We start from the raw sequence: 26,659 nt of genomic DNA on the forward strand, positions 1-26,659 counted from the left end.
GATTCTTCGTTCTCCGGAGCGTTGTGCCCTCAAAGAACTTCTTGTTTACGCTTCCCTGTATTCCTCACCGGTATGGTTCATCCAGAGACGCACCGGCGGTGATAAATCCGAGCATTGTGGTTCCGCCGCTTTTGGAACGAGAGGGCGGAGGCCTTTCAGGTGCAAAGCGCACCTTTAAATCTGCTGCACAAACTGCGGCTATTCCGCAAAACGCATGCTGAACTTGCTTAAACTGATAAGAACGGAACGGACGGCGGGAGAGGCTGGAAGGAACAGCTCACAGAGGAGCCGGATGCGTCATCAGAGATGGTCGTATAAAGCCATCGGGCGAAGATTCGCTCTGACCGCTGACAAATCTGCTGAAACAGGTTTCTGAACGACAGATGCAGACATCTGTTTGTTTTCCGATTCCTGAAAAGCAGCTCTGACCTTGCGCATAACCTGATTCCTGTTGCCTTGCTGAACTGTGATCTGTGTGCCTGCGATACTGAAAACAACACCGGCGCAACGGATCACATTTCTTCCGTCTTCAACATTCCCGGAGCCTGTTGATAACAACAAGTCCCGATTCTCCGCCGGAAAGGAGTTGCCTCCTGAGAACCGGCAAAAATTTCGACGCAACTATCCCGGATCGCATTGCGTATCGCCGGTTTCATTGTGCCTGATAAAGCCGTTTTGAGCGTGGTTACGAAGCTGCGGTTTGCAGAATCGAAGAACCGCTCAAGACACTATATATGGTATATGTTATGAATTTTTCGTCAATACCTATGGTGTCTCTCTGATAATTTTACCCGCTATACACAGGGCTGAATTAATATGTGGAGATGTGCCAAAAGGGCATCAGCAGGGTCGGCAGGCGCGCTGCCACCGCTCAGCTTGATTCTTAACCGCAGCATATAAGATATGAGCGGTTTTGGGGCGGAATCTTTGCTGTTTCCGGGCAGATTCTTTTCTTTACAAAAGCGGCCGGAGCGGGCAGGCGATTCTTAAATGAGGCGGAGAAGAAGTGCAGAAAGGAAGATGTGAGGATAGAGCATTTCACAGTCAAGTTGGATCAACTTGATACCCGTGATAATGCGATCAAATAAAGAATCTAGAACGAGCACTGTGATTCAATCTGGACTTAAACCGCTCTAGTCAGCCACGAGACTGCGATTCTGCATGAAACAATTTCCGCCGAAAATCAGCGTAAGGTACAAAATGTCGATTTGCAGTAGAGGGGAGAAATGGTGGGCGATGAGAGACTCGAACTCCCGACATCTTCGGTGTAAACGAAGCGCTCTACCAACTGAGCTAATCGCCCGCTCGCTAAAAGCGGTATGTGCTGACTTAAGTCTTCAATTATAAATATGAGCACGGCATACTTATAATTGTCATTCACTGATCTGATTTCTCAGAAATGAATGGTGGGCGATGAGAGACTCGAACTCCCGACATCTTCGGTGTAAACGAAGCGCTCTACCAACTGAGCTAATCGCCCGCTCGCTTTGAAGCGGCTGTGAGGCTCGTTTAAGGAATTCTTTGACTAAGCGCAAGAGCAAAAATCAAAAATAAAACAGAAATTTGAATTAATTTTTGTTTCTTCACATTCCTGATGCCATCCCGTCATGCGTTTCGGATGATTCTTTGAATTCAGATGCTTATAGGGAGTGAGTGGGTGCCTCTTTTTATCGCGTGCTGTGCATAAAATCGGTCATTTGTGGACTGCCTATATATATAAAGTGCTCTGTTCGGGCTTTGCGCATTTTTATCCTCTTTTCGGTGAAAAACTTTCAAAAGCTCGCTTGACAGTTCATAGTGAACACATTAGACAGCGCCCATACCGAACGGAAACGTCACGGTGCCTGAAGCGAATAGCTTAAGGCTTTCAGATAATCTCTGAAAATACTGCGCGGGTGTAGCTCAGTTGGTTAGAGTGCCGGCCTGTCACGCCGGAGGTCGCGGGTTCGAGCCCCGTCACTCGCGCCACTTTCTCTTCTTACAAAATACAGTTTATGAGAAAGTGGCGCACCCCGCCTGCTTTATATTTCCCTTTGATGTCCCGATTTAAGCATTTGTTTTTAAATGCAAATTTTCTTCATTTATTTGTAAAATTTGTAAGAAAACCCTTTGATTTTAAAAATGAATCAGGGTACATACCAAATCACTTCAGCACATGAAGTACTGCGCGGGTGTAGCTCAGTTGGTTAGAGTGCCGGCCTGTCACGCCGGAGGTCGCGGGTTCGAGCCCCGTCACTCGCGCCACTTTCTCTTCTTTAAAATATGGTTCAGAGAAAGTGGCGCACCCCGCCAATTATCCTTTTCTATGATCTCTATATTATAATGCTATATCCGCAGGGGCGGGGATTGCTGCCTGTTTTTCAATTTTGGCAACAGGGCTGCTGAAGTGGTTTCGTCGGTTTCCGTGGGATGGTGGCGAATGCGATCAGGCTGATGAGCAGGGAGCTGACAGCGACGATTTCGATAATTGTCGGTGTTCCGCTGCCGTCCAGCAGGATGTAAGCGAATATCCCGGTGGTTGCGGATAGGATGCGGCGGTCAGGGGGATTAATCCTGTAATGGCGCCAAGTGGTGTGTGCATTGGCATTTCCCATAAAAATAAATCAAAAAAATATCAGGTTTTAAAATACATTGATTCATCTGCAGGCTGATTGTGCATTTTGCATGATGTGTCGCATGAGGTGAGGGGCGACTCGCCTTGCGGCGTGAAACAGATTCTTTTTAGCCTGCAAATCAGAGCTGAATGATTTTTACGGAAATTTGTGTAATATAGTGATGTAATGACTGCTGGTGTCTGCGCAAAACGCGGGCGGCACGGAGTTGTTAACAGGATGGCTTTTATTAATCATATCCGTGTGAGCGCAGGGCAGTCATGTGCTTTAAAGGCTTGCGCAAACGGGTTGACTGCGGTAACCGTCCCCACACAAAGCACTGTATTCGCACGGCACGCCATTTGAAGCTGTTTGGGCGAGATTGATTGTAAGGTGCAATGTGTCACATGGCTGTAGCCGTCAAATGGCTTATGTAGTGCACAACTTTACATCTTGAAGCCGGAAATAGGGTAATGAACGAGCTTTTAAGTTCCTATCTGCCGATCGTCATTTTTATTGGCGTGGCAATGGTGATCGGAATTGCGTTGCTGGTAGCGCCGTTCCTGGTCGCGTACAGACAGCCGGATCCAGAAAAACTGTCCGCCTATGAGTGCGGATTTAACGCATTTGACGATGCGCGCATGAAATTCGACGTGCGTTTCTATCTGGTATCCATTCTTTTCATCATCTTCGACCTTGAAGTTGCATTCCTGTTCCCGTGGGCTGTGTCCTTCGGTGAAATTGGCATGTTCGGTTTCTGGTCCATGATGGTCTTCCTTGGTGTGCTCACCATCGGCTTCATTTATGAATGGAAGAAGGGAGCCCTCGAATGGGATTGACCTCTGGCCAAAACACTATGTCTTCTAATGCCAATATGGGTGGCGGGACGCTGATAGCTCCCCGCCCTAAGGGTATTATTGATCCGAATACCGGTAAGCTGATCGGTCAGGACGATGCGTTTTTCGGTGAGCTGAATAATGAACTGTCCGATAAGGGCTTCATTGTTACCTCTGCTGATGCATTGATTACATGGGCGCGCACCGGCTCGCTGATGTGGATGACTTTCGGTCTGGCCTGCTGTGCTGTGGAAATGATGCATATTTCCATGCCGCGCTATGATGCTGAGCGTTTCGGTATTGCGCCGCGTGCGTCTCCGCGTCAGTCCGACGTGATGATTGTTGCAGGTACGCTGACCAATAAAATGGCTCCTGCGCTGCGCAAGGTTTACGACCAGATGCCGGAGCCGCGCTATGTGATCTCCATGGGCTCCTGCGCGAATGGCGGCGGTTATTACCATTACTCCTATTCTGTTGTGCGTGGTTGTGACCGTGTTGTTCCGGTTGATATCTATGTGCCGGGCTGCCCTCCGACCGCTGAAGCGCTGCTCTACGGCATTCTGATGCTGCAGAAGAAGATTCGCCGCACCGGTACGATTGAGCGTTGATTGGGGGATATGATGATTCAAGAAGCTCTCAATGAACTCTCGGCCTATCTGTCCGAACGCCTCGAAGGCAAAATCGATGAAACATCACTGCGTTACGGTGAGCTGAGCATCACTGTGCCGGGCAGCCAGATTATTTCTGTGCTGACATTCCTGCGCGATGATGTGCAGTGCCAGTTCGTGAATTTCACCGATCTGAGCGGTGTGGACTATCCGGGCCGCGTCAATCGTTTTGATGTGGTCTATCAGCTGATGTCGCCGCGTCATAACCTGCGTATCCGCATTCGCGTCATCACCGATGAAGATACACCTGTGCCGTCAATCACCGGCGTTTATCCGGGTGCATTGTGGTATGAGCGTGAAGCTTACGACATGTACGGCATTCTGTTCTCCGGTCATCCGGATCTGCGCCGTCTGCTGACAGATTACGGTTTTGAAGGTCATCCGCTGCGTAAGGATTTCCCGCTGACCGGTTTTGTCGAAGTCCGTTATGATGATCAGGTCAAACGCGTTGTTTACGAGCCGGTTGAGCTGCGTCAGGAATTCCGTAATTTTGATTTCTTGTCCCCGTGGGAAGCAACAGATTATGTGCTTCCGGGTGATGAGAAAGCGAAGTCAAATTAATCTGTCACGTTAGCTGAAGGATTTAAAAATGTCTGATGGTGCTAAGTTGGAAGGTCGCTGCCTCTGTGGTTCAGTGCAGTTTTCGGCGAAGCCTGTAAATGACGAAATGGGCGCCTGCCACTGTTCAATGTGCCGCCGTTGGTCCGGCGGTGTGTTTCTCTGTGTGGATTGCGGAGACAGTCTTGAAATCACCAAAGGTGATGATCTCGGCTTTTACGGTTCATCCGCATGGGGTGAACGCGGTTTCTGCAAAGTCTGCGGCTCCACTCTGATGTGGCGCATGCAGGATGGTTCCCATAATGTTGTTTCCGTTCAGGCGTTTGAAGATCCTTCGCAATTCAGGTTTACAACAGAGATTTATATCGACTGTAAGCCTGATAGTTACGCTTTTGCCAATGATACGAGCAAAATGACGGAAGCAGAGTTTCTGGCAGCTTTTGCCTCTACACAGGATGCCGAGAATGGCTGAGACACAAGTAAGAAATTTTAATATCAACTTCGGCCCGCAGCATCCGGCGGCGCACGGCGTTCTGCGTCTGGTGCTTGAGCTCGATGGTGAAGTTGTGGCGCGTGTTGATCCGCATATCGGTCTGCTGCATCGCGGTACCGAAAAGCTGATGGAAGCCAAAACCTATCTGCAGGCTGTGCCTTATCTCGACCGCCTCGATTACGTGGCGCCGATGAATCAGGAACACGCTTATGCGCTGGCGGTTGAACGCCTGCTCGGTATTGATGTGCCGAAGCGCGGTCAGCTGATCCGTGTACTTTACTCGGAAATCGGCCGTATTCTCAATCACCTGCTGAACGTAACCACACAGGCTATGGACGTTGGTGCACTGACACCGCCGCTCTGGGGCTTTGAAGAGCGTGAAAAGCTGATGGTGTTCTATGAGCGCGCTTGCGGCGCCCGTATGCACGCAGCCTATTTCCGTCCGGGCGGTGTTCATCAGGATCTGCCTGAGCAGCTGGTTCAGGATATTGCTAACTGGATTGATCCGTTCTTCAAGACGCTGAATAATCTGGACAATCTGATTACCGGCAACCGTATTTTCAAACAGCGTAACGTTGATATCGGCGTTGTGTCGCTGGATGATGCATGGGCATGGGGTTTCTCCGGTGTCATGGTGCGCGGTTCGGGTGCAGCATGGGATCTGCGTAAATCGCAGCCTTATGAATGCTATAATGAAATGGAATTCGACATTCCGATCGGTAAGAACGGCGACTGCTATGACCGCTATCTGATCCGTATGGAAGAAATGCGCCAGTCCGCTTCCATCATGCGCCAGTGCTGTGAACTGCTGCTCGGTAAAGAGCGCGTCGGCCCTGTGTCGAACATGGACAATAAGATTGTTCCGCCGAAACGTGGCGAAATGAAACGCTCGATGGAAGCTCTCATCCATCATTTCAAGCTTTACACTGAAGGTTACCATGTGCCGGAAGGCGAGGTATATGCCGCAGTGGAAGCACCGAAGGGTGAATTCGGTGTTTATCTGGTGTCTGACGGCACTAATAAACCGTATCGTTGCAAATTGCGTGCACCGGGTTTTGCTCATCTTCAGGCCATGGATTTCCTGTGTCGCGGTCATATGCTGGCCGACGTCTCCGCGATCCTTGGCTCGCTCGATATTGTGTTTGGTGAGGTAGACCGCTGATGTCCGTCCGTCGTCTCGCAGATGATTCCGTTCAGCCGGCCAGTTTTTCGTTTAATGCGGAAAATCAGGCCTGGGCTGAAAAGACAATTAAGAAATTCCCTGAAGGTCGCCAGCAGTCTGCGGTTATTCCGCTGCTGATGCGTGCGCAGGAACAGGACGGCTGGGTTACCAAGGCGTCGATTGAGCATGTTGCAGCTATGCTGGAAATGCCGCTGATCCGCGTTCTGGAAGTGGCAACATTCTATACCCAGTTCCAGCTCAAGCCGGTTGGTACACGCGCCCATATTCAGGTTTGCGGCACAACACCATGCGCATTGCGCGGTGCTGAAGAGCTGATGAAAGTGTGCAAGCACAAAATTCATCATGATCCGCTGACACCAAATGCTTCGGGCACACTGTCTTGGGAAGAAGTTGAATGTCAGGGTGCTTGCGTCAATGCGCCGATGGTCATGATCTTCAAAGACGCTTATGAAGACCTGACACCTGAACGCCTTGAAGAAATCATTGATGCTTTTGAGGCAGGTAAAGGCGACACCATCAAGCCGGGTCCGCAGATCGACCGTGATTTCTCTGCGCCGATTGGTGGTTTGACATCTTTGACTGATGGCAATCCGAAAGCGGAGGGCTGATTGATGCTGGCTGATAAAGATCGCATCTTTACAAATATTTATGGCCTGAAAGACAAGTCGCTTAAAGGCGCTATGTCCCGTGGCCACTGGGACAATACCAAAGGTTTTGTCGAAAAAGGCCGTGACTGGATCATCAATGAGATGAAGGCTTCCGGCCTTCGCGGTCGTGGCGGCGCGGGCTTCCCGACCGGCATGAAATGGTCCTTCATGCCGAAGGAAAGCGACGGTCGTCCGCATTACCTCGTCGTCAATGCCGACGAATCGGAACCGGGCACCTGTAAAGACCGTGATATCATGCGCCATGATCCGCATACGCTGATCGAAGGCTGCGTGATTGCCGGTTGCGCAATGGGCGCACATACAGCTTACATCTATATCCGCGGTGAATTCATGCGTGAGCGTGAAGCCCTGCAGGCAGCAATTGATGAATGCTACGCAGCCGGTCTGCTTGGCAAAAACAACAAGTGCGGCTGGGATATGGACGTGTTCGTTTCCCATGGTGCGGGCGCGTATATCTGCGGTGAAGAAACTGCGCTGCTGGAAAGCCTTGAGGGCAAAAAAGGCCAGCCACGCCTTAAACCTCCGTTCCCTGCGAATATGGGTCTTTATGGCTGCCCGACCACTGTGAACAACGTGGAATCCATTGCAGTTGCTCCGACAATCTTACGTCGCGGCGGTGCATGGTTCTCTTCTATCGGCCGTCCGAACAATGTCGGTACCAAGCTGTTCCAGATTTCCGGTCATGTGAACACACCATGCACTGTTGAAGAAGCACTTGGTATTCCGTTCCGCGAACTGATTGAAAAACATGCCGGCGGTATCCGCGGCGGCTGGGACAATCTGCTTGCAGTTATTCCGGGTGGTGCATCCTGTCCTGTGGTTACCGCAGAAAACATGATGGACGCCATCATGGACTTCGACGGTATGCGCGATGTTAAGTCGTCTTTCGGTACCGGCGGTCTTATCGTTATGGATAAGTCAACCGACATCATCAAAGCGATTGCCCGTCTGTCGGCCTTCTTCAAGCACGAAAGCTGCGGCCAGTGCACGCCTTGCCGTGAAGGTACAGGCTGGATGTGGCGCGTGATGGAGCGCATGGTCACCGGTAACGCGCAGAAGCGCGAAATCGACATGCTGTTCGACGTGACCAAGCAGATTGAAGGTCATACGATTTGTGCGCTTGGTGATGCGGCTGCATGGCCAATTCAGGGTCTGATCCGCAATTTCCGTCCGGAAATTGAAAAGCGTATTGATGATTATACCCGCAATGCTGTTCAGAGCCGTAATATCCGGCTCGAAGCTGCGGAATAAGCTTCAGGGCAGGCCGGTTGCGGTCTGCCCGTTCAGTCATGAAGCGGCATTGCCGCAGAATTAATATGATGCGGCTGATGCCGCGGGTTTAAAAGAATGCGGCAAGTGCCGCAGGTTTGGACAAGCGATGGCAAAGATCAAAGTTGACGGTAACGAGATCGAAGTACCCGATCACTACACGCTTCTTCAGGCAGCCGAAGAGGCTGGCGCTACCGTGCCGCGTTTCTGTTTCCACGAACGCCTCTCCATTGCCGGCAATTGCCGCATGTGCCTGGTTGAAGTTAAAGGCGGACCGCCGAAGCCGGCTGCATCCTGCGCCATGGGCGTACGTGATCTGCGTCCGGGCCCGAACGGCGAAACACCTGAAATCTTCACCAACACACCTATGGTCAAAAAGGCCCGTGAAGGTGTGATGGAATTCCTGCTCATCAACCACCCGCTGGATTGCCCGATTTGTGATCAGGCCGGTGAGTGCGATCTGCAGGATCAGGCAATGGCTTTCGGTACCGATGGTTCGCGTTACCGCGAAAACAAACGTGCTGTTGAAAATAAATATATCGGCCCTCTGGTCAAAACGATCATGACACGCTGCATTCACTGCACGCGCTGCGTTCGTTTCACCACGGAAGTTGCCGGTATTTCCGAGCTCGGCCTCACAGGTCGCGGTGAGGATGCTGAAATCACCACCTATCTCGAACGCGCAATGACCTCTGAACTGCAGGGCAATGTGATTGATCTGTGCCCGGTCGGCGCGCTGACATCCAAGCCTTACGAGTTTCAGGCACGTCCTTGGGAGCTGAACAAGACCGAATCTATCGACGTGATGGATGCTCTTGGTTCAAATATCCGCGTTGATACCCGTGGTCGTGAAGTGATGCGTATTATGCCGCGTCTGAACGAACAGGTGAACGAAGAGTGGATTTCCGACAAGACCCGTTTCATCTGGGATGGTCTGCGCACCCAGCGCCTTGACCGCCCTTATGTTCGCGTTAATGGTCGTCTGCAGGCTGCAAGCTGGAGCGAGGCATTTGCTGCGGTTAAAGCTGCTGTTGCCAAGACTTCAGCTGCCAAAATCGGCGCAATTGCCGGTGATCTGGCCAATGTGGAAGAGCTCTACGCACTGAAGAGCCTGATGACCAAACTCGGTTCCGTCAATATTGACGCCCGTCAGGATGGTGTTGCGCTTGATCCTAAATTCGGCCGTGCTTCTTATATCTTCAATCCGACGATTGAAGGTATTGAACAGGCTGATGCGATTCTGATCGTGGGTTCCAACCCGCGTTTTGAAGCTTCGGTGCTCAATGCACGTATTCTGAAGCGTCAGCGTCAGGGTGGACTGCAGATTGGTCTGATCGGTGAACAGGCAGACCTGCGTTATGCTTACAACTATCTCGGCGCCGGTTCTGATACGCTGACTCAGGTAGCAAGCGGCAAAGACAAGTTCTTTGATGTTCTGAAAAATGCACAGCGCCCGCTGATCCTGATCGGTCAGGGTGCACTGACCGGTGAAAGCGGTGAGGCTGTACTGGCTCAGGCTGCTGCTTTGGCAAATGCCGTTGGCGCAGTGAGCGAAGAGTGGAACGGTTTTGCAGTTCTGCACACTGCTGCTGCCCGCGTCGGCGCACTTGATCTCGGTTTTGTGCCGGGTGAGGGCGGCGTTAAAGCTGCCGACATGGTCGGCCAGATGGATGTGCTGTTCCTTGCCGGTGCAGATGAACTTGATCTGTCCAACAAAGGTTCGAGCTTCGTTGTCTATATCGGCACGCATGGTGATGCCGGTGCCCACGCTGCTGATGTGATCCTGCCAGGTTCCACCTATACAGAAAAATCCGGTACCTATGTAAACACGGAAGGCCGCGTACAGCTGGCAAACCGTGCCGGTTTTGCTCCGGGTGAAGCCAAGGAAGACTGGGCAATCCTGCGTGCATTGTCAGATATTCTGGGCGCGAAACTGCCGTTTGACAGTCTGGCTCAGCTGCGTGCAGCGCTTTATGCGGACTATCCGCATATGGCTCAGATTGACGCAGTGGCTGCCGGTCAGGTTGCGGATATCGCAGCTCTCGGTGCAAAAGCAGCTGCAGTTAAAGGCGTTGCGTTTGCTTCGCCTGTCACAGATTTCTATCTGACAAACCCGATTGCCCGTGCTTCAGCTGTGATGGCTGAATGTTCCGCGCTGGCAAAGGGTGGCTTCCAGCAGGCAGCCGAATAAGCATTGATGCATACAGCTCCTTAAGCTTTCGGGTTTAAGGAGCTGATATTGCTAAATAATAAGGTTTACAGCTTGCCCTTGCGTGGGACTTAAAACCACGCAGTGCTGTAAGAGAGAGACGGGAAAATGGACGGTATTTTTGCAGCTTACGTCTTACCGGCGCTGATCATAGCGCTGAAGTCAGTCGTTCTGCTCGTCGTATTGCTGATTGTTGTAGCCTATCTGCTTTATGCGGATCGTAAGATCTGGGCTGCGGTACAGTTGCGTCGGGGACCAAACGTTGTCGGCCCTTGGGGACTGTTTCAGGCTTTTGCGGATCTTTTGAAATTCGTATTCAAAGAGCCGATCATCCCATCGGGTGCCAACAAAGCCGTGTTCCTGCTGGCGCCGTTTATTTCGGCACTGCTGGCACTGGCAACATGGGCAGTTATTCCGGTCAGTGAAGGCTGGGCAATTGCCAATATCAATGTCGGTATCCTTTACATTCTCGCTATATCTTCACTTGAAGTTTATGGCGTGATTATGGGCGGCTGGGCTTCAAACTCGAAATATCCGTTTCTCGGTGCACTGCGCTCCGCAGCGCAGATGGTTTCTTATGAAGTTTCGATCGGCTTTGTGATTGTAACAGTGTTGCTGGTTGCCGGTTCCCTGAACCTGACCGACATCGTGCTGTCTCAGTCCACAGGTCTTGGTACTTCGCTGGGGCTGCCGAACTCGTTCCTCGACTGGAACTGGCTCGTGCTGTTCCCGATGTTCGTGATCTTCTTCATCTCGGCACTGGCGGAAACCAACCGTCCTCCGTTCGATCTGGTTGAAGCGGAATCCGAACTTGTTGCCGGTCATATGATCGAATACTCGTCGACACCGTTCCTGCTGTTCTTCCTCGGTGAATATGTTGCCATCACTCTGATGTGCGCATTGATGACTATTCTGTTCCTTGGCGGCTGGCTGCCAATCGTGGATGTATGGTTCCTCGCATGGGTGCCGGGCATTGTCTGGTTCATGCTGAAGCTCTGCATGTGCTTCTTCATGTTTGCGATGGTGAAGGCATTCGTACCGCGTTACCGTTATGACCAGCTGATGCGTCTGGGCTGGAAAGTATTCCTGCCGATCTCGCTGTTCATGGTTGTGGCGACCGCTGCATTCCTCAAATTTACCGGCCTCGTAGGTTAAGGAGACATCACATGGCTTCTATCGCTCAAGCCGCTAAATCACTGCTTCTGAAAGAATTCGTCGGAGCATTCTTTCTCTCCATGCGTCAGTTCTTTGCGCCTAAGGCAACATTGAACTACCCGCATGAAAAAGGTCCTGTTTCACCGCGCTTCCGCGGTGAACATGCCCTGCGCCGTTATCCGAATGGTGAAGAACGCTGCATTGCCTGTAAGCTTTGCGAAGCGATCTGCCCGGCACAGGCAATTACAATTGAAGCCGGTCCGCGCCGCAATGACGGAACCCGCCGCACCGTGCGTTATGACATTGATATGGTCAAATGCATCTATTGCGGTTTCTGTCAGGAAGCCTGTCCGGTTGATGCGATTGTTGAAGGGCCGAATTTCGAATTCGCCACGGAAACCCGCGAAGAGCTTTACTATGATAAAGAAAAGCTGCTCGCCAATGGTGATCGTTGGGAACGTGAAATTGCGCGCAATATCGCGATGGACTCACCTTATCGCTAAGATGGGCTAAGCCCATCGGATCGCTAAGATGAGTTCCTCTGTCCGGAAAGGGCAGGGCTGAAGCGCATCCCGAAAAGTGCGAAGCGGTTTTCGGATAAGATGCGCATCGGAAAACAAAAAGATAGAGCATTTCCGGTTTAAATTGAACCGCAGGAAATGCTCTGAATATTTAAGTTGGTGCAATAGCCGGAGCTTTTGGTGCTCATGGCTGTTGTGCTTGAAGTTTTGCCTCATGTCGCGGTTTTTGGCTGTGGGATATGAGGTGGTAGGACAGGCAAGTTGCCTTGCCAAGTTAAAGGATATTGGGGAACCCCATGCTGACAGGTATAGCGGCGGCGTTTTTCTATTTATTCGCCTTCATCATGATTGCGAGTGCGCTGATGGTTATCACCGCACGCAATCCCGTTCACTCGGTCTTGTTTCTGATTTTGGCTTTCTTCAATGCAGCGGCTTTGTTCCTGCTGACGGGCGCTGAATTCCTGGCAATGATCCTTGTGGTTGTTTATGTCGGTGCTGTGGCGGTTCTCTTCCTCTTCGTCGTCATGATGCTGGATGTGGATTTTGCTGAGCTCAAACAAGGCGCGCTTAAACATGCGCCGGTTGGTGCTCTGGTCGGTGTGGTTCTGCTGGCAGAATTGATTTTGGCATTCTCCGCCTCGATCTTCTCGCCGAAAATTGCAGCAAATGCCGCTTATCCGATCCCTGATGTGGCGACACGCCAGAATACACAGGCGCTTGGCGACATTCTCTATACGGATTTCGTTTTCTACTTCCAGATTGCCGGCCTGATCCTGCTGGTGGCGATGATCGGCGCGATTGTGCTGACCCTGCGTCATAAAGAAGGCGTCAAACGTCAGTCGATCCCTGCGCAGGTTGCCCGTACACCGGAAACTGCGATCGAGATCAAAAAAGTCGAAACAGGCAAGGGTATTTAACAGGAGCCTCATGATGGTAGTCGGTATCGAACATTATCTGACCGTGTCGGCGATCCTGTTTACGCTTGGCGTTTTCGGGGTTTTCCTCAACCGTAAGAATGTGATCGTCATTTTGATGTCGGTCGAACTTATTCTTCTCTCGGTCAATCTGAACTTCATTGCGTTTTCCGCAACGCTCGGCGATCTGGTCGGGCAGGTTTTCGCACTCTTCGTCCTGACTGTTGCAGCTGCTGAAGCGGCAATCGGTCTTGCTATTCTTGTCGTGTTCTTCCGTAACCGTGGTTCTATCGCGGTGGAAGATGTCAATGTCATGAAAGGTTGACGGGCAGATGCTCTACTACGCGATCGTCTTCCTTCCGCTGCTGGGCTTTCTTATTGCCGGACTTTTCGGCAATAAGATCGGAGCCAAAGCCAGCGAATATATCACTTCCGGCTTCCTCGTGATTGCGGCTGCGCTGTCATGGGTTGCGTTCTTTACTGTTGCAATGGGCTCCTCCGAGCCTGTCCGTGTGCCGGTTCTGCACTGGCTGACTTCCGGTACCCTGTCTTTTGACTGGGCGATCCGTGTGGATACACTGACCGCGATTATGCTTGTTGTTATCAACAGCGTGTCGGCGCTCGTACACATCTACTCGATCGGCTATATGCATCACGATCCGCATCGTCCGCGTTTCTTTGCTTACCTGTCGCTGTTTACCTTTGCGATGCTGATGCTGGTAACCTCTGACAATCTGGTTCAGATGTTCTTCGGCTGGGAAGGCGTGGGTCTTGCGTCCTACTTGCTGATCGGCTTCTGGTATAAGAAACCTTCGGCCAATGCGGCTGCGATGAAAGCTTTCGTGGTCAACCGCGTTGGTGACTTCGGCTTCCTGCTTGGTATTTTCGGTATCTTCGTTCTGTTTGGTGCCGTGGATTATGCCACGATCTTCTCGACAGCCCAGAATTATGCTGCCGGTGAAAATGCATCGCAGGTTGTGCTGAGCTTCCTCGGTTTTGAACTCGACAAACAAGGCGCTCTGACCGTTGTTGCATTGCTGCTCTTCATGGGCGCGATGGGTAAATCGGCGCAGTTCCTGCTGCACACATGGTTGCCTGATGCGATGGAAGGCCCGACACCTGTGTCGGCTCTGATCCACGCGGCGACGATGGTGACCGCAGGTGTGTTCATGGTTGCGCGCATGTCGCCGATCTTTGAACAGTCTGAAACTGCTCTGCTGGTTGTAACCATTATCGGTGCGATCACTGCTTTCTTTGCCGCGACCGTTGGTCTGGTACAGAACGACATCAAGCGCGTGATTGCTTATTCGACCTGTTCGCAGCTCGGTTACATGTTCGTGGCACTCGGCGTCGGCGCTTACGGCGCTGCCGTATTCCACCTGTTCACACACGCATTCTTTAAAGCTCTGCTGTTCCTGGGTGCCGGTTCGGTGATCCATGCGGTATCAGACGAGCAGGATATGCGTCGTATGGGTGGTCTGCGTAAGCTGATCCCGACCACTTACTGGATGATGATCATCGGTACCGTGGCGCTGACAGGTCTTGGTATTCCGGGCACTGTTATCGGTACTGCCGGCTTCTTCTCCAAAGATGCGATTATTGAATCTGCATTTGCTTCGCACTCAGCTGCATCGGGCTTTGCCTTCACGCTGCTGGTGATCGCTGCTGCATTCACATCTTTCTACTCATGGCGTCTGATTTTCATGACTTTCCACGGCAAGCCACGCGCTACCGCTGAAGTTATGCATCACGTTCATGATTCACCTCCGGTGATGCTGGTTCCGCTGTTCGTTCTTGCCGTTGGTGCACTTTTCGCAGGCTTCTTCTTCGTCGGTTACTTCTTCGGCGATCATTATGATGCCTTCTGGAAGGGCGCTCTGTTCACCGGTGCGGATAACCACATTCTGCATGACTTCCACGGTGTGCCGACCTGGGTTAAATTCTCGCCGTTCATTGCAATGGTGCTGGGTTTCATTTTTGCATGGGCTTTCTATATCCGCTCGCCGGAAACACCGAAGGCAATTGCAGCCCGTCATCCTGGCCTGTACCAGTTCCTGCTGAACAAATGGTACTTCGACGAACTCTATGATTTCCTGTTCGTTCGCCCGAGCATGGCTCTTGGCCGCTTCCTTTGGAAAACCGGTGATACCAAGATCATTGACGGCATGGGTCCGAATGGTGTGGCGGCTCGTGTGGTCGGCATTACCAACCGCGTTGTTAAGCTGCAGAGCGGTTACCTTTATCACTACGCATTCGCGATGCTTATCGGTGTCGCCGCGCTCGTCACCTGGATGATGATCGGGAGCTCTTTCTGATGACCGACTGGCCAATTCTCTCAACGGTCACGTTTCTGCCGCTCGTAGGTGCGTTCTTGATCCTCTTGATCAAGGACGACAGCGAGGCAGCGCGCCGCAATATCCGTAATGTTGCATTTCTGACCACAATCTTTGTGTTTGCATTGTCTCTGGTGATCTGGGCAGGCTTTGATAATTCAAATGCCGGTTTCCAGATGGTTGAGAAACATGCATGGTTCGGTGAAGGCATCAGCTATCACATGGGCGTGGACGGTATTTCCATGCTGTTTGTGGTTCTGACCGCATTCCTGATGCCGTTCTGTATTCTGGCGAGCTGGAAGTCCGTGGACTTCCGCGTCAAGGAATATATGGTTGCGTTTCTGATCCTTGAAACGCTCGTTATCGGTGTGTTCTGCGCACTGGATATGTTCCTGTTCTACGTCTTCTTTGAAGCAAGCCTTATTCCGATGTTCATTATCATCGGTGTATGGGGTGGTCAGCGCCGCGTTTACGCCAGCCTGAAATTCTTCCTCTATACGCTGCTGGGCTCGGTGCTGATGCTCATTGCTATGATGGCAATGTATTTCACTGCCGGTACAATGGATATTCCGACCCTTCTGGCATACGACTTCCCTGCATCAATGCAGACATGGTTGTGGCTGGCCTTCTTCGCTTCTTTCGCAGTGAAGATGCCGATGTGGCCGGTTCATACATGGTTGCCTGATGCGCACGTTGAAGCGCCGACAGCCGGTTCGGTTATTCTGGCCGGTATCCTGCTGAAACTCGGTGGCTACGGCTTCCTGCGTTTCTCGCTGCCAATGTTCCCGCTGGCTTCCGCAGACTTTGCACCATTCGTATTCTGGCTCTCGGTTATCGCCATTGTTTACACCTCTTTGGTGGCTCTGGTTCAGACCGATATCAAAAAGCTGATCGCCTATTCGTCCGTTGCCCATATGGGTTATGTGACCATGGGTATCTTTGCTGCCAATGCGCAGGGTGTGCAGGGTGCATTGTTCCAGATGCTGTCGCACGGTATCATTTCCGGCGGTCTGTTCCTTTGCGTTGGCGTGGTTTACGATCGTATGCACACACGTGATATCTCGGCCTATGGTGGTCTGGTCAACAACATGCCGAAATATGCGGTTGTGTTCCTGATCCTCACCATGGCCAATGTTGGTCTGCCAGGGACTTCCGGCTTTATCGGTGAATTCCTGACACTGTTCGGTGTGTTCCAGGCCAATACATGGATTGCTGTGATTGCAACAACCGGTGTTATCCTGTCGGCTGCCTATGCGCTCTACCTCTATCGCCGCGTCATTTTCGGTGCGCTTGATAAGGAAAGCCTGAAAGCGCTGCTGGATTTGTCTCCGCGTGAGAAAGCAATCCTGTATCCGCTCGTCATTCTGACGATCTTCTTCGGTGTCTATCCGGTTCCGGTCTTTGATGCGACTGCGAGTGCCGTTGACGCTCTGGTCACCAACTACAATGCGGCTGTGGCAAGTGTTGCCATGCCTGTTGCAAATTAAGACGAAGGCATCGAGCGATGTACACCGATCTGATTGCCCACCTTACTCTCGCTGCACCGGAGGTGCTGCTCGCAGTTGGCGCCTTGGTGCTGCTGATGGTGGGTGTATTTTCCGGCGACCGTGCCAACACCATTGTTACGGGTCTTTCTGTAGCATTGCTGCTTGGTGCGCTCGCACTCGTGCTGGTTTTCCCTGCTGACGGCGCTGCTTTCGGCTCGGCATTTATCAGCGACAGCTTCACCCGTTTCATGAAAGTGCTGACGCTGATCGGTTCGGTCGTCACGCTGATCATGTCGGTCGGCTTTGCCAAAGACCAGAAATTCAACAAGTTTGAGTTTCCGGTTCTGGTTGTACTGTCGACTGTCGGTATGCTGTTGATGGTATCCGCCAACAATATGCTGGCTCTCTATCTCGGCCTTGAAATGTCGTCGCTGGCGCTTTATGTGCTGGCCGCTTTCAACCGCGACAGCGTGCGTTCCACAGAAGCCGGTCTGAAATATTTCGTTCTCGGCGCTCTGTCTTCGGGTATGCTGCTTTACGGTATTTCTCTGGTCTATGGTTACACCGGCACAATCAACTTTGCTGATATTGCTGCTGCTGTTACCGGCGGCGAGCGTCAGCTGGGTCTGGTCTTCGGTCTGGTCTTCATCATGGCCGGTCTGGCATTCAAAATCTCCGCTGTTCCGTTCCATATGTGGACACCGGATGTTTATGAAGGTGCGCCAACCCCTGTAACCGCTTTCTTTGCTGCGGCTCCGAAAATGGCTGCTATTGCATTGCTGGTACGCGTGACCATGGGTGCCTTTGCACCGCTGACCGCTGACTGGCAGCAGATCATCGTTTTCGTGGCTCTGGCCTCGATGATCCTCGGTGCTTTCGCGGCGATCGGTCAGAAAAACATCAAACGCCTGATGGCTTATTCTTCCATCAGCCATGTTGGTTATGCTCTGGTTGGTCTTGCTGCCGGTACTGTAGACGGTGTGCGCGGCGTTGCTATTTACATGCTGATCTATCTGGTGATGACACTGGGTACATTCGCATTCATTCTGGCAATGCGTAACAAGAGCGGCACTGTTGAAGAGATCAATGATCTGGCAGGTCTGTCCCGCACCAATCCGGTGATGGCGACAATCATGACCATCTTCATGTTCTCGCTTGCAGGTATTCCTCCGCTGGCCGGTTTCTTCGGTAAGTGGTACACATTCCTTGCAGCTGTTCAGGCTGGTCTGGTGCCGCTGGCGGTTATCGGTATCGTGGCTTCCGTTGTTGGTGCTTTCTACTATCTGCGCGTTATCAAAATCATGTGGTTTGATGAGCCTGCAGGCGGTCTTGAAGCACCCGCCGGTGAGCTGAAACTGGTGATGGGCGTATCTGCAGCTTTCGTTCTGCTCTATGCGCTGATCGCTTCGCCGATCATGATCTGGGCGACAAATGCTGCCAAAGCATTTTTCTGATATGATCTGAATAAGCATGTTATAAACGCCCGGTTTATGCCGGGCGTTTCTTTTTGTAAGGTGCATGATGAGTTTTGTTCTGAGTGAGAAAGCAATTGCTGCCGGTTACGGGCTAAAGGAATTTGAATATATCGGCTCAACCAATGCCGAAGCTTTGACAGAAGCACAGACAGGGGCGGAAAGCGCTGTCTGGTATGTGACCAAGGATCAGCGCTCCGGCCGTGGTCGTCGTGGTCGTGAATGGTCAACACAGACCGGTAATCTCGCTGCAACCTTGCTGCTTATTCATGATTATCCGTTGGAACTGGCTGCCACACTGAGCTTCGTCGCCGGTCTTTCACTGGTTGAAGCCGTTGAGCAATTGCTGCCGGAGACAGAGACACGGTTTCAGCTGAAATGGCCGAATGATGTGCTGGCTGATGGTGCGAAACTGTCGGGTATCCTGCTGGAATCTGCTTTGCTGAAAGACGGGCGCAAGGCTCTGGTTATCGGTATTGGTGTGAATGTGCTGCATATTCCGGAAGGCGTGCCCTATGCGGTGAGCAGTCTGAAAGCCAATGGCTATACACAGGGTGCAGAACAGCTTTTGCAGGCGCTGGCAGAGCGCTTTGCTGTGAACTTTGCTTTGTGGAATAACGGTCAGGGACTGGAAACTATCCGCACCCATTGGCTGCGCCATGCGGCAAGGCTGGGCGAAGTCATTCGGGTGCAAAGCGGCGGCGAGACATTGGAAGGTATCTTCTCCTCGATCGATCCGCAGGGACATCTGGTTCTGAGCCTGCCACAGGGACGTAAACAGACGATCTCCGCCGGTGAGGTTTTCTTTGGTGCTGAAACACGCTAAAGCATCCTGTAATGAAGTGCAGGCTGTGAACTGATAAAAGGCCGGTATTGCTATAATTGTTAAGTTGAAGTGCAAAACTTCAGTTTTCTTTTTGTAAGTTGAGAATTTTTGAGAACTATTCTTGCTTCAAATCACTTTAGCGGTCATGAAATTAGAGCGCTTCCAGTTATGACTGAATCGTTGGAACCGCTCTAATTCTTTGTTTTACGCATTATCCGGCGCAAAACCGGTACCCACTTTTGCTGGAAATGCTTTAATATGTTGAATTTGCATTGTCATGCCTGTGTGTATCCGGCTCTGTCTTTAAAAGAGCATGGAAAATGCCACATGATAATGTGTCGGAAGTAATATTTATTGAGGAGGGGGAATGCCCCAGTCCCGTTTGGATGATGTGCAAAACGATAACGCTGTAAATGGCAAAGCGGAACTGGTGTTCCTGCCATTGGGCGGCGTAGGCGAAATCGGTATGAACCTCGCAATGTATGGCTACGGGCCGGAGCATGCGCGTGAATGGATCATTATCGATATGGGCGTGAGTTTTGCAGGTCCTGAATTGCCGGGGGCTGACCTGATCCTGCCGGATATCCGCTATCTGGAAGCCGAGCGTAATAATATCCGCGGGATTATTATTACCCACGCGCACGAAGATCATTATGGCTCGCTGCTGGATCTCTGGCCGCGTCTGCGCCTGCCGGTTTATGCGACCCCGTTTACCGCCGGATTGCTCGAAGCCAAACGTCAGGCTGAATATAACGCGCCTGAAATTCCGGTAACTGTGTTCCGCGCCGGTGAAAGTTTTGAAGTAGGCAGCTTCAAGATTGAAGCGCTGGCCGTTACGCACTCCATTCCTGAGCCGGTATCGCTGGCGATTACTACGCCGCTTGGCCGTGTGATCCATACGGGTGACTGGAAAATCGATCCGGAGCCGTCGCTCGGCCCCGTGCTCGACGAAACCCGTTTTGAACAGCTGGGTAATGAAGGTGTGCTGGCACTGGTCTGCGACAGTACCAATGCGATGCGCGAGGGTGAATCGCCGTCCGAGCGTCAGGTATCGGAAAGCCTGCGTGAGCTGATCGAAAATGCCAAAGGCCGTGTGGCAATCACCACATTCTCTTCCAATGTCGGGCGTATCCGCTCGATTGCCGAAGCGGCGCGTGATGCCGGTCGTCAGGTGCTGGTGGTTGGCCGTTCGATGAAGCGCTGTATCTCGGTGGCAACCGAGCTCGGCTATATGGAAGGCCTGCCGGAATTCCTTTCCGAGGAAGATTACGGCTATGTCCCGCGTGAAAATGTGGTGATGGTACTGACCGGCAGTCAGGGTGAGCCACGCGCTGCGCTTGCCAAGCTGGCGCGCGATGAAATGCGCTCACTGGCTTTGACCGCCGGTGATACGGTGATTTTCTCGTCCCGTACTATTCCGGGCAATGAAAAATCGATCATTGAAATCAAAAACATGCTTATCGAGCAGGGCATCAAGATCATTTCGGATGATGATGCGCTTGTGCATGTTTCCGGTCATCCGCGCCGCAATGAGCTGAAGCGCATGTATGCGTGGGTGCGCCCGCAAATTCTGGTGCCGGTGCATGGTGAAGCCGCGCATCTGGTTGCGCAGGGCACATTGGGCATACAGGCCGGTATTCCGGATGTGGCACAGGTGCGTAACGGTGATGTGCTGCGGTTGGCTCCGGGGCCTGCAAAGATTATTGATGAAGCACCTTATGGCCGCATCTATAAAGATGGTCGCCTGATCGGTGATGAAGATGAAATGGGCATCACCGAGCGCCGCAAGCTGGCCTATGTCGGTCATGTGGCGGTGTCCATTCTTCTCGATAATCAGCATAAAATCTATGATGAGCCGGAAGTTGTGGCCTTTGGTTTGCCGGAAGAAGACAGTCAGCGCAATCTGATTGAAGACCTGCTCTATGATGCAGTCGTCAGCGCTGTTGACAGCATTCCGCGCGCGCGTCGCAAGGATATCGAGCTGGTGCGTGAAGCCGCGCGGCGTGCAGTGCGTGCTGCGGCCAATGATGTCTGGGGCAAAAAGCCGGTGACCACAGTTTTTGTCACCCGTATTCCGGAAGCCTGATCGTTTCTGTTCAGGATAAATAATTCGCCGCCGGTGAGCCATTCACCGGCGGTTTTTATTTGGGAAACAGAAATGTGGCTGTAAAACGAGCGCCCCAGTCAGGGCCGTTATCCGGTTTGCTTGCGTAATATTGGCCGGTAACACCAAGGCTGACATGTTGCTTGCCGAAGGTGAAAACTTTGGAAATGCCGAGATCAACCGGTATTGTCCATTGCTCATTCGTCCAGTCATAGGTCATTTCGCTGTTGAGCGACAAGCCGACCGTATTGGGAAAAGTATAGCTGATAAAAGGCTGGATCAGTGTGGCGCTGACATTCTGCCGGTCGTTTTCTCCGGCAAAAGACCAGATATGATTGGTCAGCATGCCCATCGTCCAGCCGTGCATTTGTTTGAGCGCAACGGCTGTCGGGCCTGCACCCCATTTTTGATTGCCAAGCATGGCATTGGTGGCGGTTGGCCACAGAAAGGCCGGTCCCACACCCCAGATGATGCCATCTGTTTTCTGAACCGGAGACAGGAAAAAGCTCTGTACCGTGTCGCCCAGTCCGAATTTCGCTCCGATATCCGGCGCAGGGGAGCTTTGATGAATGATTGGCACAATGGTGCGCACGATCAAATTCCAGTCGGCATTGAGGGAAAAGGGAATAACCGGCTGAATATTGGTGGTAAAACGACCGGCATTATTTGCGCCGGTGCAACAGGTGTAAGTGTTTTGAATAGGCACGCTTATAAGACTGGAAACCGGATTGGCCAGTTTCTTTGCCAGTTGTTGTGCGTCGGATTCTTGCGCTTTGGCAGCAGGAATGAAACTGACAATGCTGCATAATATGAATGTTATAATGTAGAGAAATATATAGCGCATCATCGGCTAATGACCTGATATTATTCGAAATAATAAGCAGGTTAAGCGCATTGTCTGAAATTTGAAGCTGGCATTTTTATGCGTATCATTGTGGGAAACAGCGTGATGCTGTCTCTTGCCCGTGTTCTTTCGCTGCTCTATGCTGCGGTCAATAATGATGCATAATCCTTTAAGAGAATTATGCGGGGAGGAAACATATGTCTGTTATGTCCGGAATGGCGATCTATTTTATCATCTGGTGGACAAGTCTGTTTGCCATGCTGCCTTTCGGTCTGCGTACACAGGCAGAAGAGAATAATATTGTGCGCGGCACAGTCGCGAGCGCACCGGCGCGCCCGCGGATCTGGCTGGCTTTTCTGCGTACGACCATCCTTGCGACAGTGATTTTCGGCCTGTTCTGGTTTGTGACGCAGAAACTCGGTTTCGGTCTGGATGATATTCCGCACTTCTTCCCTGAGCTGTGAATCTCATTCTGAAATATTTTATATAAAGCACTGTAATTATAGCGTTATTCGATAGTTTCTATCGGATTTCTGTACGCGCATAATCGCCTGAAATCACGATTTCCGGCTTTGCTCCCTGTGTATTCGGCAGCTTGGTATCGAGCAGCGAGGCTTTGGAATGGATACGATAATTGACCGAAGTGCCTTTCGGGAAAATCAGACTCGTATCCAGCGCACGCCCTGCAATATCAATCTGTTGTGGCTCTGTTGTACCGTCAAATTGCAGTCTGGTGCGGAAAGCATCGCCGCGAATTCTGACTGATGTGGCGGCACCTTGCAGGCTGATATCTCCGGCACGGGTCTCTATATTCAGATCGGCAAATTGTCCCTGTAAGTCCCCTTTGAAGGCAGGCTGATTAATCGTCACGCCTGCATTGCGCGGCAGATTGATTTGCAGATAAGTGCTGCATTCGGACAGGTCATACCAGCCGCTGTTTTGCGCTTTAATCAGCAATGTCTGGCCGCTGACAATCATTTCGCCTTGGGATTTACAGTCATTATAGAACCAGCCGGAAAGCCAGCCCGATGGCTTGGCACTCATGACAGCCAGTTGTTTCTGATCGTCTTTCGCGATCAAGCGGATAAGGCTGGCATCACCGCTGATCGTTACGCTCTTTATGCCATCGGTTGCCACGGATTTTTCTGATACGCTTGTTTCATTGCTGCAACCGCTGAGCGTGAGAATGGCGGAAAGTAAAATTGAGAGAAGCATATAGTCCATTATTTTGATCCTGACTGCGTTGATAATGCAGGGATCATTTGCCGGACTGTGTATTTCTGCGACCTGAAACAGGATCAAGGTCGACGCATAACGCGTTTTGCTTCATGTTCCTGATCGCAAGATGAGACATGACCGAGATATTTGCCGATGATTTTTATTCCGTTGCCATTTGTGCTGACAATATTGCTGGTGATTATACTGGTGCAGCTGTTGCGTAATCGCGAGGCGGGAAGTCGTGCGGATATGTTTTTCATCGCGCTGATCGGGACTTATATGCTGCAATCGGTTCTGCTCGGCTTGCGCTGGGGCTATGATATCCTTGCTGTTCTGCCGGTGCAGATTTTACTGGCGTCGATAATTGCCGGATTGTCTTATTTAAGTTTTCGCAGCCTCACGGTGCAGAATAGTGATGATGCTTTGCGGGCGCATAAAATCTGGCCGCATTTGCTGCCGGTATTGGCGGTGTTTGTGTTGCTGCTTATACGCCGTGATCTGGCGGCGCTGGCAATTATCGTGATATTTTTGGCCTATGGTCTGGCTCTGCTGCGCTTGAGCTTTGCGGGGCCGGATGTGCTGATTGCTGCGCGGCTGGACGGGGTCATGCGCTCTTATCGGGCGATGCAGATAACCGCCGTTATGCTGATCGGCTCTGTGATCGTCGATATATTGATTAATTTCGATTTTCTCTGGAACAGTGGCCGCTATTCCCCCTCGATCATTCTGGTAACCAATATTCTGTCGCTGCTGGTATTGGGCGCGGCGGCCGGTGTGGCACTGAATAATCGCACCAATGCTGATGAAGATGAGCGGGATGAGGGGAAGGCACCTGCACTTACATCTGAGACTGCCCTGACAACAGATGAGCATCTGGCAATCGTGACTGAGCTGGATGCGCTGATGCGGGATAAACAGCTTTATAAGGATATGGAGCTCAACCTGAAGCGCATTGCTCACCGGCTACGCAGGCCACCACGCCATGTCTCTGAGGCGGTTAACCGGTGTCGCGGGATCAGCGTATCGGTTTATGTGAATAATTTTCGTGTCGAAGAAGCGTGTCGTCTGTTGCAGGAGACGGATGAGCCGGTGACGCAGATCACATTTGCCAGCGGCTTTCTCACCAAATCGAATTTCAATCGCGAATTTTTACGGGTGACGGGGATTGCACCTAAAACATATCGTAATCAAATAATTATGTCCGGCACCAGCATCACTGAATAGCACGGCTTTGCATGACATGAGTTTTGAGGAGAATTGCTTTATTATCGTGATGAAGCAAAACCGGAGTTTATAATCACACTATATTTGTATTATTAAGATGTAAAAAAAAGCAAGGCGTTAGCCTTGCTGATAAAATACGCGTCCAACTCGTTTCCTTGTTACAGGCGGCTGCGAAATACCGCGCCTGAGTTGCATCCTCCCAAGACTTTGACCGCGTGAGAGAGTAGTTAAGCCTGCTCTCTGTTGTCGTTGCTTGGAAAATAGAATGAGAAATATCAGTTGTCACGCGTTTTTTTAAGCGGGGACACAAAAATGCCATAAGAATTGAAGCCGAAAAGCAAAATTCAATGTTTTTAATTCGATTTAAAATGAAATTTTCACAGGAATTGCAGTTTTTAGAGTGCTTTTTGGATGAAAATCAAAAATGTAAAAAAATTGTCACAAATAAATAAAACTGAAGCTGAACCTGTCTTTTGCCGTTCAGGCAGCGGGAAATGCTGTAAAGCTCACATTATTTTTATCCCGATCTCCTGAAATATAAGGAATCATCGGGCGCTGCCATAATTTGGCAGGCTTTATCCGTCAGGTCTGCATGCCTTCGTGACTGAAGATTTGCTGGCTCCGCACTGCGTGAGACGGGTTTTCATTGCCATGATAAGTGGTTAATAAACACGAGAGATTTTATGTGTTTTTTCCTGATTCTAACGGGATCGGGAGCAATTTCCGGTGGTTCCTCCATGCGTATGTCGCGATTCTTTTTGCCGATCCTGAAAGAAAATCCAAAAGAGGCAGAAATTGTCTCCCATCGTCTGATGCTGCGTGCGGGGATGATCCGCCAGCAGTCAGCCGGTATTTACACATGGCTGCCGCTGGGTCTGAAGGTTCTGAACAAGGTCAATACGATCATTCGTGAAGAGCAGAACCGCGCTGGCGGTAATGAAATTCTGATGCCGACAATCCAGTCTGCTGATCTGTGGCGCGAAAGCGGCCGCTATGATGCTTACGGCAAGGAAATGCTGCGCATTAAAGACCGCTCCGAGCGTGAAATGCTGTTCGGCCCGACCAATGAAGAAATGGTCACCGATATTTTCCGTTCCTATGTGCGTTCATATAAAGACCTGCCGCTGAATCTCTATCACATTCAGTGGAAATTCCGTGACGAAGTGCGTCCGCGTTTCGGCGTGATGCGTTCACGCGAATTCCTGATGAAAGATGCTTATTCTTTCGACCTGAATTATGAAGGCGCGAAAGCTGCTTACTATCGCATGTTCGTTTCTTATCTGCGCACATTCTCCCGTATTGGCGTGCAGGTGGTTCCGATGCGTGCGGATACCGGCCCGATCGGCGGCGATCTGTCCCATGAATTTATTATTCTGGCGGATACTGGTGAAAGTCAGGTTTTCTGTGACCGCGCTTATCTCGATCTGAAAGTGCCGGGTGCGGATATCGACTTCTTCGATGATGCGGCAATGGCATCTATCGTTGACCAGTGGACAACGCCTTACGCTGCAACGGAAGAAATGCACGATGAAGCCGTATGGGCAAAAGTCGATGCAGGTAATCAGGTTGCTGCACGCGGTATTGAAGTTGGTCACATCTTCCATTTCGGCACCAAATATTCCGAGCCAATGGGCGCGAAAGTGCAGGGACCTGATGGTAAAGAACATCTGGTTTCCATGGGCTCTTACGGTATCGGCCCTTCACGCGTGGTTGCTGCAACGATTGAAGCATCCCATGATGAAAACGGTATCATCTGGCCGAAAGCCATTGCGCCGTTTGGTGCAGGTATCGTCAATATGAAGCCTGGCGATGCGGCTTGTGATGCTGTATCGGAAAAGCTCTATGAAGCCCTGACCAATGCCGGTCTTGATCCTCTGCTCGATGACAGCGACGACCGTCCGGGTTCGAAATTCGCAACCATGGATCTGATCGGTGTGCCGGTACAGGTCATTGCCGGTCCGCGCAGCGTTGCCAATGGCGAAGTTGAAGTCAAAGATCGTAAAACCGGTGAACGTCAGACTATGACTGTTGAAGCCGCAATCAATCTTCTGACTGCGGGGCAGTAATGTTCAAAAAGCCTGCGACA

23 protein-coding genes and 4 tRNA genes are annotated in these 26,659 nt (G+C 51.3%); 22 read left to right on the forward strand and 5 right to left on the reverse strand.

The window, feature by feature from the left end; genetic code table 11:
* Positions 1-300: 300 nt before the first annotated feature.
* From LDL70_RS05375 to LDL70_RS05385, 3 genes are all read right to left on the reverse strand, one after another.
* Positions 301-561, reverse strand: coding sequence for a hypothetical protein (locus LDL70_RS05375; protein WP_225687639.1), 261 nt, complete (start codon positions 559-561; stop codon positions 301-303).
* A gap of 666 nt (positions 562-1,227) precedes the next feature.
* Positions 1,228-1,303: transfer RNA gene (locus LDL70_RS05380), tRNA-Val, on the reverse strand.
* A gap of 101 nt (positions 1,304-1,404) precedes the next feature.
* Positions 1,405-1,480 (reverse strand) — tRNA-Val (locus tag LDL70_RS05385).
* Positions 1,481-1,891: 411 nt separating this feature from the next.
* Here LDL70_RS05385 and LDL70_RS05390 point away from each other — a divergent pair.
* The 19 genes from LDL70_RS05390 to LDL70_RS05485 all read left to right on the forward strand — a co-directional run bounded on the left by LDL70_RS05390 (position 1,892) and on the right by LDL70_RS05485 (position 21,269).
* Positions 1,892-1,968, forward strand: a tRNA-Asp gene (locus LDL70_RS05390).
* A 199-nt stretch (positions 1,969-2,167) separates the two neighbouring features.
* Positions 2,168-2,244 (forward strand) — tRNA-Asp (locus tag LDL70_RS05395).
* 820 nt (positions 2,245-3,064) lie between these two features.
* The gene (locus tag LDL70_RS05400) at positions 3,065-3,430 is read left to right on the forward strand and encodes an NADH-quinone oxidoreductase subunit A (RefSeq protein ID WP_022711745.1); all 366 of its coding nucleotides are present in this window, start codon (positions 3,065-3,067) and stop codon (positions 3,428-3,430) included.
* 35 nt (positions 3,431-3,465) lie between these two features.
* Positions 3,466-4,035: an NADH-quinone oxidoreductase subunit B family protein gene (locus LDL70_RS05405; protein ID WP_033316155.1), complete on the forward strand. Its 570-nt coding sequence runs from the start codon at positions 3,466-3,468 to the stop codon at positions 4,033-4,035.
* A 12-nt stretch (positions 4,036-4,047) separates the two neighbouring features.
* Positions 4,048-4,656 (forward strand): NADH-quinone oxidoreductase subunit C, encoded by a 609-nt coding sequence (locus tag LDL70_RS05410; RefSeq protein WP_028233835.1) that lies wholly within the window; start codon positions 4,048-4,050, stop codon positions 4,654-4,656.
* Positions 4,657-4,684: 28 nt separating this feature from the next.
* Positions 4,685-5,125, forward strand: a complete 441-nt coding sequence (locus tag LDL70_RS05415; protein ID WP_022711742.1) for a GFA family protein — start codon at positions 4,685-4,687, stop codon at positions 5,123-5,125.
* The gene (locus LDL70_RS05420) at positions 5,118-6,308 is read left to right on the forward strand and encodes an NADH-quinone oxidoreductase subunit D (RefSeq protein ID WP_022711741.1); all 1,191 of its coding nucleotides are present in this window, start codon (positions 5,118-5,120) and stop codon (positions 6,306-6,308) included. Before LDL70_RS05415 ends, LDL70_RS05420 begins: the two co-directional genes overlap by 8 nt.
* Positions 6,308-6,937 carry an NADH-quinone oxidoreductase subunit NuoE gene (gene nuoE, locus LDL70_RS05425; RefSeq protein ID WP_022711740.1) on the forward strand — a complete coding sequence of 210 codons (630 nt, stop codon included), beginning with the start codon at positions 6,308-6,310 and terminating at the stop codon, positions 6,935-6,937. Before LDL70_RS05420 ends, nuoE begins: the two co-directional genes overlap by 1 nt.
* A 3-nt stretch (positions 6,938-6,940) precedes the next feature.
* Positions 6,941-8,248, forward strand: a complete 1,308-nt coding sequence (gene nuoF, locus LDL70_RS05430; RefSeq protein WP_075655572.1) for an NADH-quinone oxidoreductase subunit NuoF — start codon at positions 6,941-6,943, stop codon at positions 8,246-8,248.
* A gap of 127 nt (positions 8,249-8,375) precedes the next feature.
* Positions 8,376-10,457 (forward strand): NADH-quinone oxidoreductase subunit NuoG, encoded by a 2,082-nt coding sequence (nuoG, locus tag LDL70_RS05435; RefSeq protein ID WP_225687641.1) that lies wholly within the window; start codon positions 8,376-8,378, stop codon positions 10,455-10,457.
* A 126-nt stretch (positions 10,458-10,583) separates the two neighbouring features.
* Positions 10,584-11,630 (forward strand): NADH-quinone oxidoreductase subunit NuoH, encoded by a 1,047-nt coding sequence (nuoH, locus tag LDL70_RS05440; protein WP_075655568.1) that lies wholly within the window; start codon positions 10,584-10,586, stop codon positions 11,628-11,630.
* 11 nt (positions 11,631-11,641) lie between these two features.
* Complete coding sequence (gene nuoI / locus LDL70_RS05445) at positions 11,642-12,133, forward strand: NADH-quinone oxidoreductase subunit NuoI (protein WP_022711736.1); 492 nt, start codon at positions 11,642-11,644, stop codon at positions 12,131-12,133.
* 314 nt (positions 12,134-12,447) lie between these two features.
* A complete protein-coding gene (locus tag LDL70_RS05450) occupies positions 12,448-13,068 on the forward strand; it encodes an NADH-quinone oxidoreductase subunit J (protein WP_022711735.1) in 621 nt (206 codons plus the stop codon).
* A gap of 13 nt (positions 13,069-13,081) precedes the next feature.
* The gene (gene nuoK / locus LDL70_RS05455) at positions 13,082-13,390 is read left to right on the forward strand and encodes an NADH-quinone oxidoreductase subunit NuoK (protein WP_022711734.1); all 309 of its coding nucleotides are present in this window, start codon (positions 13,082-13,084) and stop codon (positions 13,388-13,390) included.
* Between the two features lie 7 nt (positions 13,391-13,397).
* Positions 13,398-15,380 carry an NADH-quinone oxidoreductase subunit L gene (gene nuoL, locus LDL70_RS05460; protein ID WP_075655566.1) on the forward strand — a complete coding sequence of 661 codons (1,983 nt, stop codon included), beginning with the start codon at positions 13,398-13,400 and terminating at the stop codon, positions 15,378-15,380.
* Complete coding sequence (locus LDL70_RS05465; RefSeq protein ID WP_022711732.1) at positions 15,380-16,885, forward strand: NADH-quinone oxidoreductase subunit M; 1,506 nt, start codon at positions 15,380-15,382, stop codon at positions 16,883-16,885. The genes nuoL and LDL70_RS05465 overlap by 1 nt, the downstream gene beginning before the upstream one ends.
* A gap of 17 nt (positions 16,886-16,902) precedes the next feature.
* The gene (nuoN, locus tag LDL70_RS05470) at positions 16,903-18,339 is read left to right on the forward strand and encodes an NADH-quinone oxidoreductase subunit NuoN (RefSeq protein ID WP_151159306.1); all 1,437 of its coding nucleotides are present in this window, start codon (positions 16,903-16,905) and stop codon (positions 18,337-18,339) included.
* 64 nt (positions 18,340-18,403) lie between these two features.
* Positions 18,404-19,183 (forward strand): biotin--[acetyl-CoA-carboxylase] ligase, encoded by a 780-nt coding sequence (locus LDL70_RS05475; RefSeq protein ID WP_225687643.1) that lies wholly within the window; start codon positions 18,404-18,406, stop codon positions 19,181-19,183.
* Positions 19,184-19,550: 367 nt separating this feature from the next.
* Positions 19,551-21,269: a ribonuclease J gene (locus LDL70_RS05485; protein WP_370637774.1), complete on the forward strand. Its 1,719-nt coding sequence runs from the start codon at positions 19,551-19,553 to the stop codon at positions 21,267-21,269.
* 55 nt (positions 21,270-21,324) lie between these two features.
* On the opposite strand, the gene LDL70_RS05490 is transcribed toward LDL70_RS05485, so the two are convergent.
* The gene (locus LDL70_RS05490; protein ID WP_225687645.1) at positions 21,325-22,134 is read right to left on the reverse strand and encodes a transporter; all 810 of its coding nucleotides are present in this window, start codon (positions 22,132-22,134) and stop codon (positions 21,325-21,327) included.
* A gap of 194 nt (positions 22,135-22,328) precedes the next feature.
* On the opposite strand from LDL70_RS05490, the gene LDL70_RS05495 reads away from it, so the two are divergent.
* On the forward strand, positions 22,329-22,595 hold the full coding sequence (locus tag LDL70_RS05495; protein ID WP_022711727.1) for a DUF1467 family protein: 267 nt from the start codon (positions 22,329-22,331) through the stop codon (positions 22,593-22,595).
* 58 nt (positions 22,596-22,653) lie between these two features.
* Here the strand turns inward: LDL70_RS05495 and LDL70_RS05500 are convergent, their stop codons facing one another.
* On the reverse strand, positions 22,654-23,355 hold the full coding sequence (locus tag LDL70_RS05500) for a hypothetical protein (RefSeq protein WP_225687647.1): 702 nt from the start codon (positions 23,353-23,355) through the stop codon (positions 22,654-22,656).
* A 147-nt stretch (positions 23,356-23,502) separates the two neighbouring features.
* On the opposite strand from LDL70_RS05500, the gene LDL70_RS05505 reads away from it, so the two are divergent.
* The gene (locus LDL70_RS05505; protein WP_225687649.1) at positions 23,503-24,573 is read left to right on the forward strand and encodes an AraC family transcriptional regulator; all 1,071 of its coding nucleotides are present in this window, start codon (positions 23,503-23,505) and stop codon (positions 24,571-24,573) included.
* A gap of 737 nt (positions 24,574-25,310) precedes the next feature.
* Positions 25,311-26,639, forward strand: a complete 1,329-nt coding sequence (proS, locus tag LDL70_RS05510; protein ID WP_225687651.1) for a proline--tRNA ligase — start codon at positions 25,311-25,313, stop codon at positions 26,637-26,639.
* Positions 26,640-26,659 lie beyond the last annotated feature (20 nt).

Source organism: Pseudochrobactrum sp. XF203 (assembly GCF_020341615.1).
GTDB classification, from domain to species: Bacteria; Pseudomonadota; Alphaproteobacteria; order Rhizobiales; family Rhizobiaceae; genus Pseudochrobactrum; species Pseudochrobactrum saccharolyticum.

Excerpts from the sequence above, each read along its gene's own strand:
- LDL70_RS05400 (WP_022711745.1), top strand. The coding sequence starts at position 3,065 with ATGAACGAGCTTTTAAGTTCCTATCTGCCGATCGTCATTTTTATTGGC.
- LDL70_RS05405 (WP_033316155.1), top strand. The coding sequence starts at position 3,466 with ATGGGTGGCGGGACGCTGATAGCTCCCCGCCCTAAGGGTATTATTGAT.
- LDL70_RS05410 (WP_028233835.1), top strand. The coding sequence starts at position 4,048 with ATGATTCAAGAAGCTCTCAATGAACTCTCGGCCTATCTGTCCGAACGC.
- LDL70_RS05415 (WP_022711742.1), top strand. The coding sequence starts at position 4,685 with ATGTCTGATGGTGCTAAGTTGGAAGGTCGCTGCCTCTGTGGTTCAGTG.
- LDL70_RS05420 (WP_022711741.1), top strand. The coding sequence starts at position 5,118 with ATGGCTGAGACACAAGTAAGAAATTTTAATATCAACTTCGGCCCGCAG.
- nuoE (WP_022711740.1), top strand. The coding sequence starts at position 6,308 with ATGTCCGTCCGTCGTCTCGCAGATGATTCCGTTCAGCCGGCCAGTTTT.
- nuoF (WP_075655572.1), top strand. The coding sequence starts at position 6,941 with ATGCTGGCTGATAAAGATCGCATCTTTACAAATATTTATGGCCTGAAA.
- nuoG (WP_225687641.1), top strand. The coding sequence starts at position 8,376 with ATGGCAAAGATCAAAGTTGACGGTAACGAGATCGAAGTACCCGATCAC.
- nuoH (WP_075655568.1), top strand. The coding sequence starts at position 10,584 with ATGGACGGTATTTTTGCAGCTTACGTCTTACCGGCGCTGATCATAGCG.
- nuoI (WP_022711736.1), top strand. The coding sequence starts at position 11,642 with ATGGCTTCTATCGCTCAAGCCGCTAAATCACTGCTTCTGAAAGAATTC.
- LDL70_RS05450 (WP_022711735.1), top strand. The coding sequence starts at position 12,448 with ATGCTGACAGGTATAGCGGCGGCGTTTTTCTATTTATTCGCCTTCATC.
- nuoK (WP_022711734.1), top strand. The coding sequence starts at position 13,082 with ATGGTAGTCGGTATCGAACATTATCTGACCGTGTCGGCGATCCTGTTT.
- nuoL (WP_075655566.1), top strand. The coding sequence starts at position 13,398 with ATGCTCTACTACGCGATCGTCTTCCTTCCGCTGCTGGGCTTTCTTATT.
- LDL70_RS05465 (WP_022711732.1), top strand. The coding sequence starts at position 15,380 with ATGACCGACTGGCCAATTCTCTCAACGGTCACGTTTCTGCCGCTCGTA.
- nuoN (WP_151159306.1), top strand. The coding sequence starts at position 16,903 with ATGTACACCGATCTGATTGCCCACCTTACTCTCGCTGCACCGGAGGTG.
- LDL70_RS05475 (WP_225687643.1), top strand. The coding sequence starts at position 18,404 with ATGATGAGTTTTGTTCTGAGTGAGAAAGCAATTGCTGCCGGTTACGGG.
- LDL70_RS05485 (WP_370637774.1), top strand. The coding sequence starts at position 19,551 with ATGCCCCAGTCCCGTTTGGATGATGTGCAAAACGATAACGCTGTAAAT.
- LDL70_RS05490 (WP_225687645.1), bottom strand. The coding sequence starts at position 22,134 with ATGATGCGCTATATATTTCTCTACATTATAACATTCATATTATGCAGC.
- LDL70_RS05495 (WP_022711727.1), top strand. The coding sequence starts at position 22,329 with ATGTCTGTTATGTCCGGAATGGCGATCTATTTTATCATCTGGTGGACA.
- LDL70_RS05500 (WP_225687647.1), bottom strand. The coding sequence starts at position 23,355 with ATGGACTATATGCTTCTCTCAATTTTACTTTCCGCCATTCTCACGCTC.
- LDL70_RS05505 (WP_225687649.1), top strand. The coding sequence starts at position 23,503 with ATGATTTTTATTCCGTTGCCATTTGTGCTGACAATATTGCTGGTGATT.
- proS (WP_225687651.1), top strand. The coding sequence starts at position 25,311 with ATGCGTATGTCGCGATTCTTTTTGCCGATCCTGAAAGAAAATCCAAAA.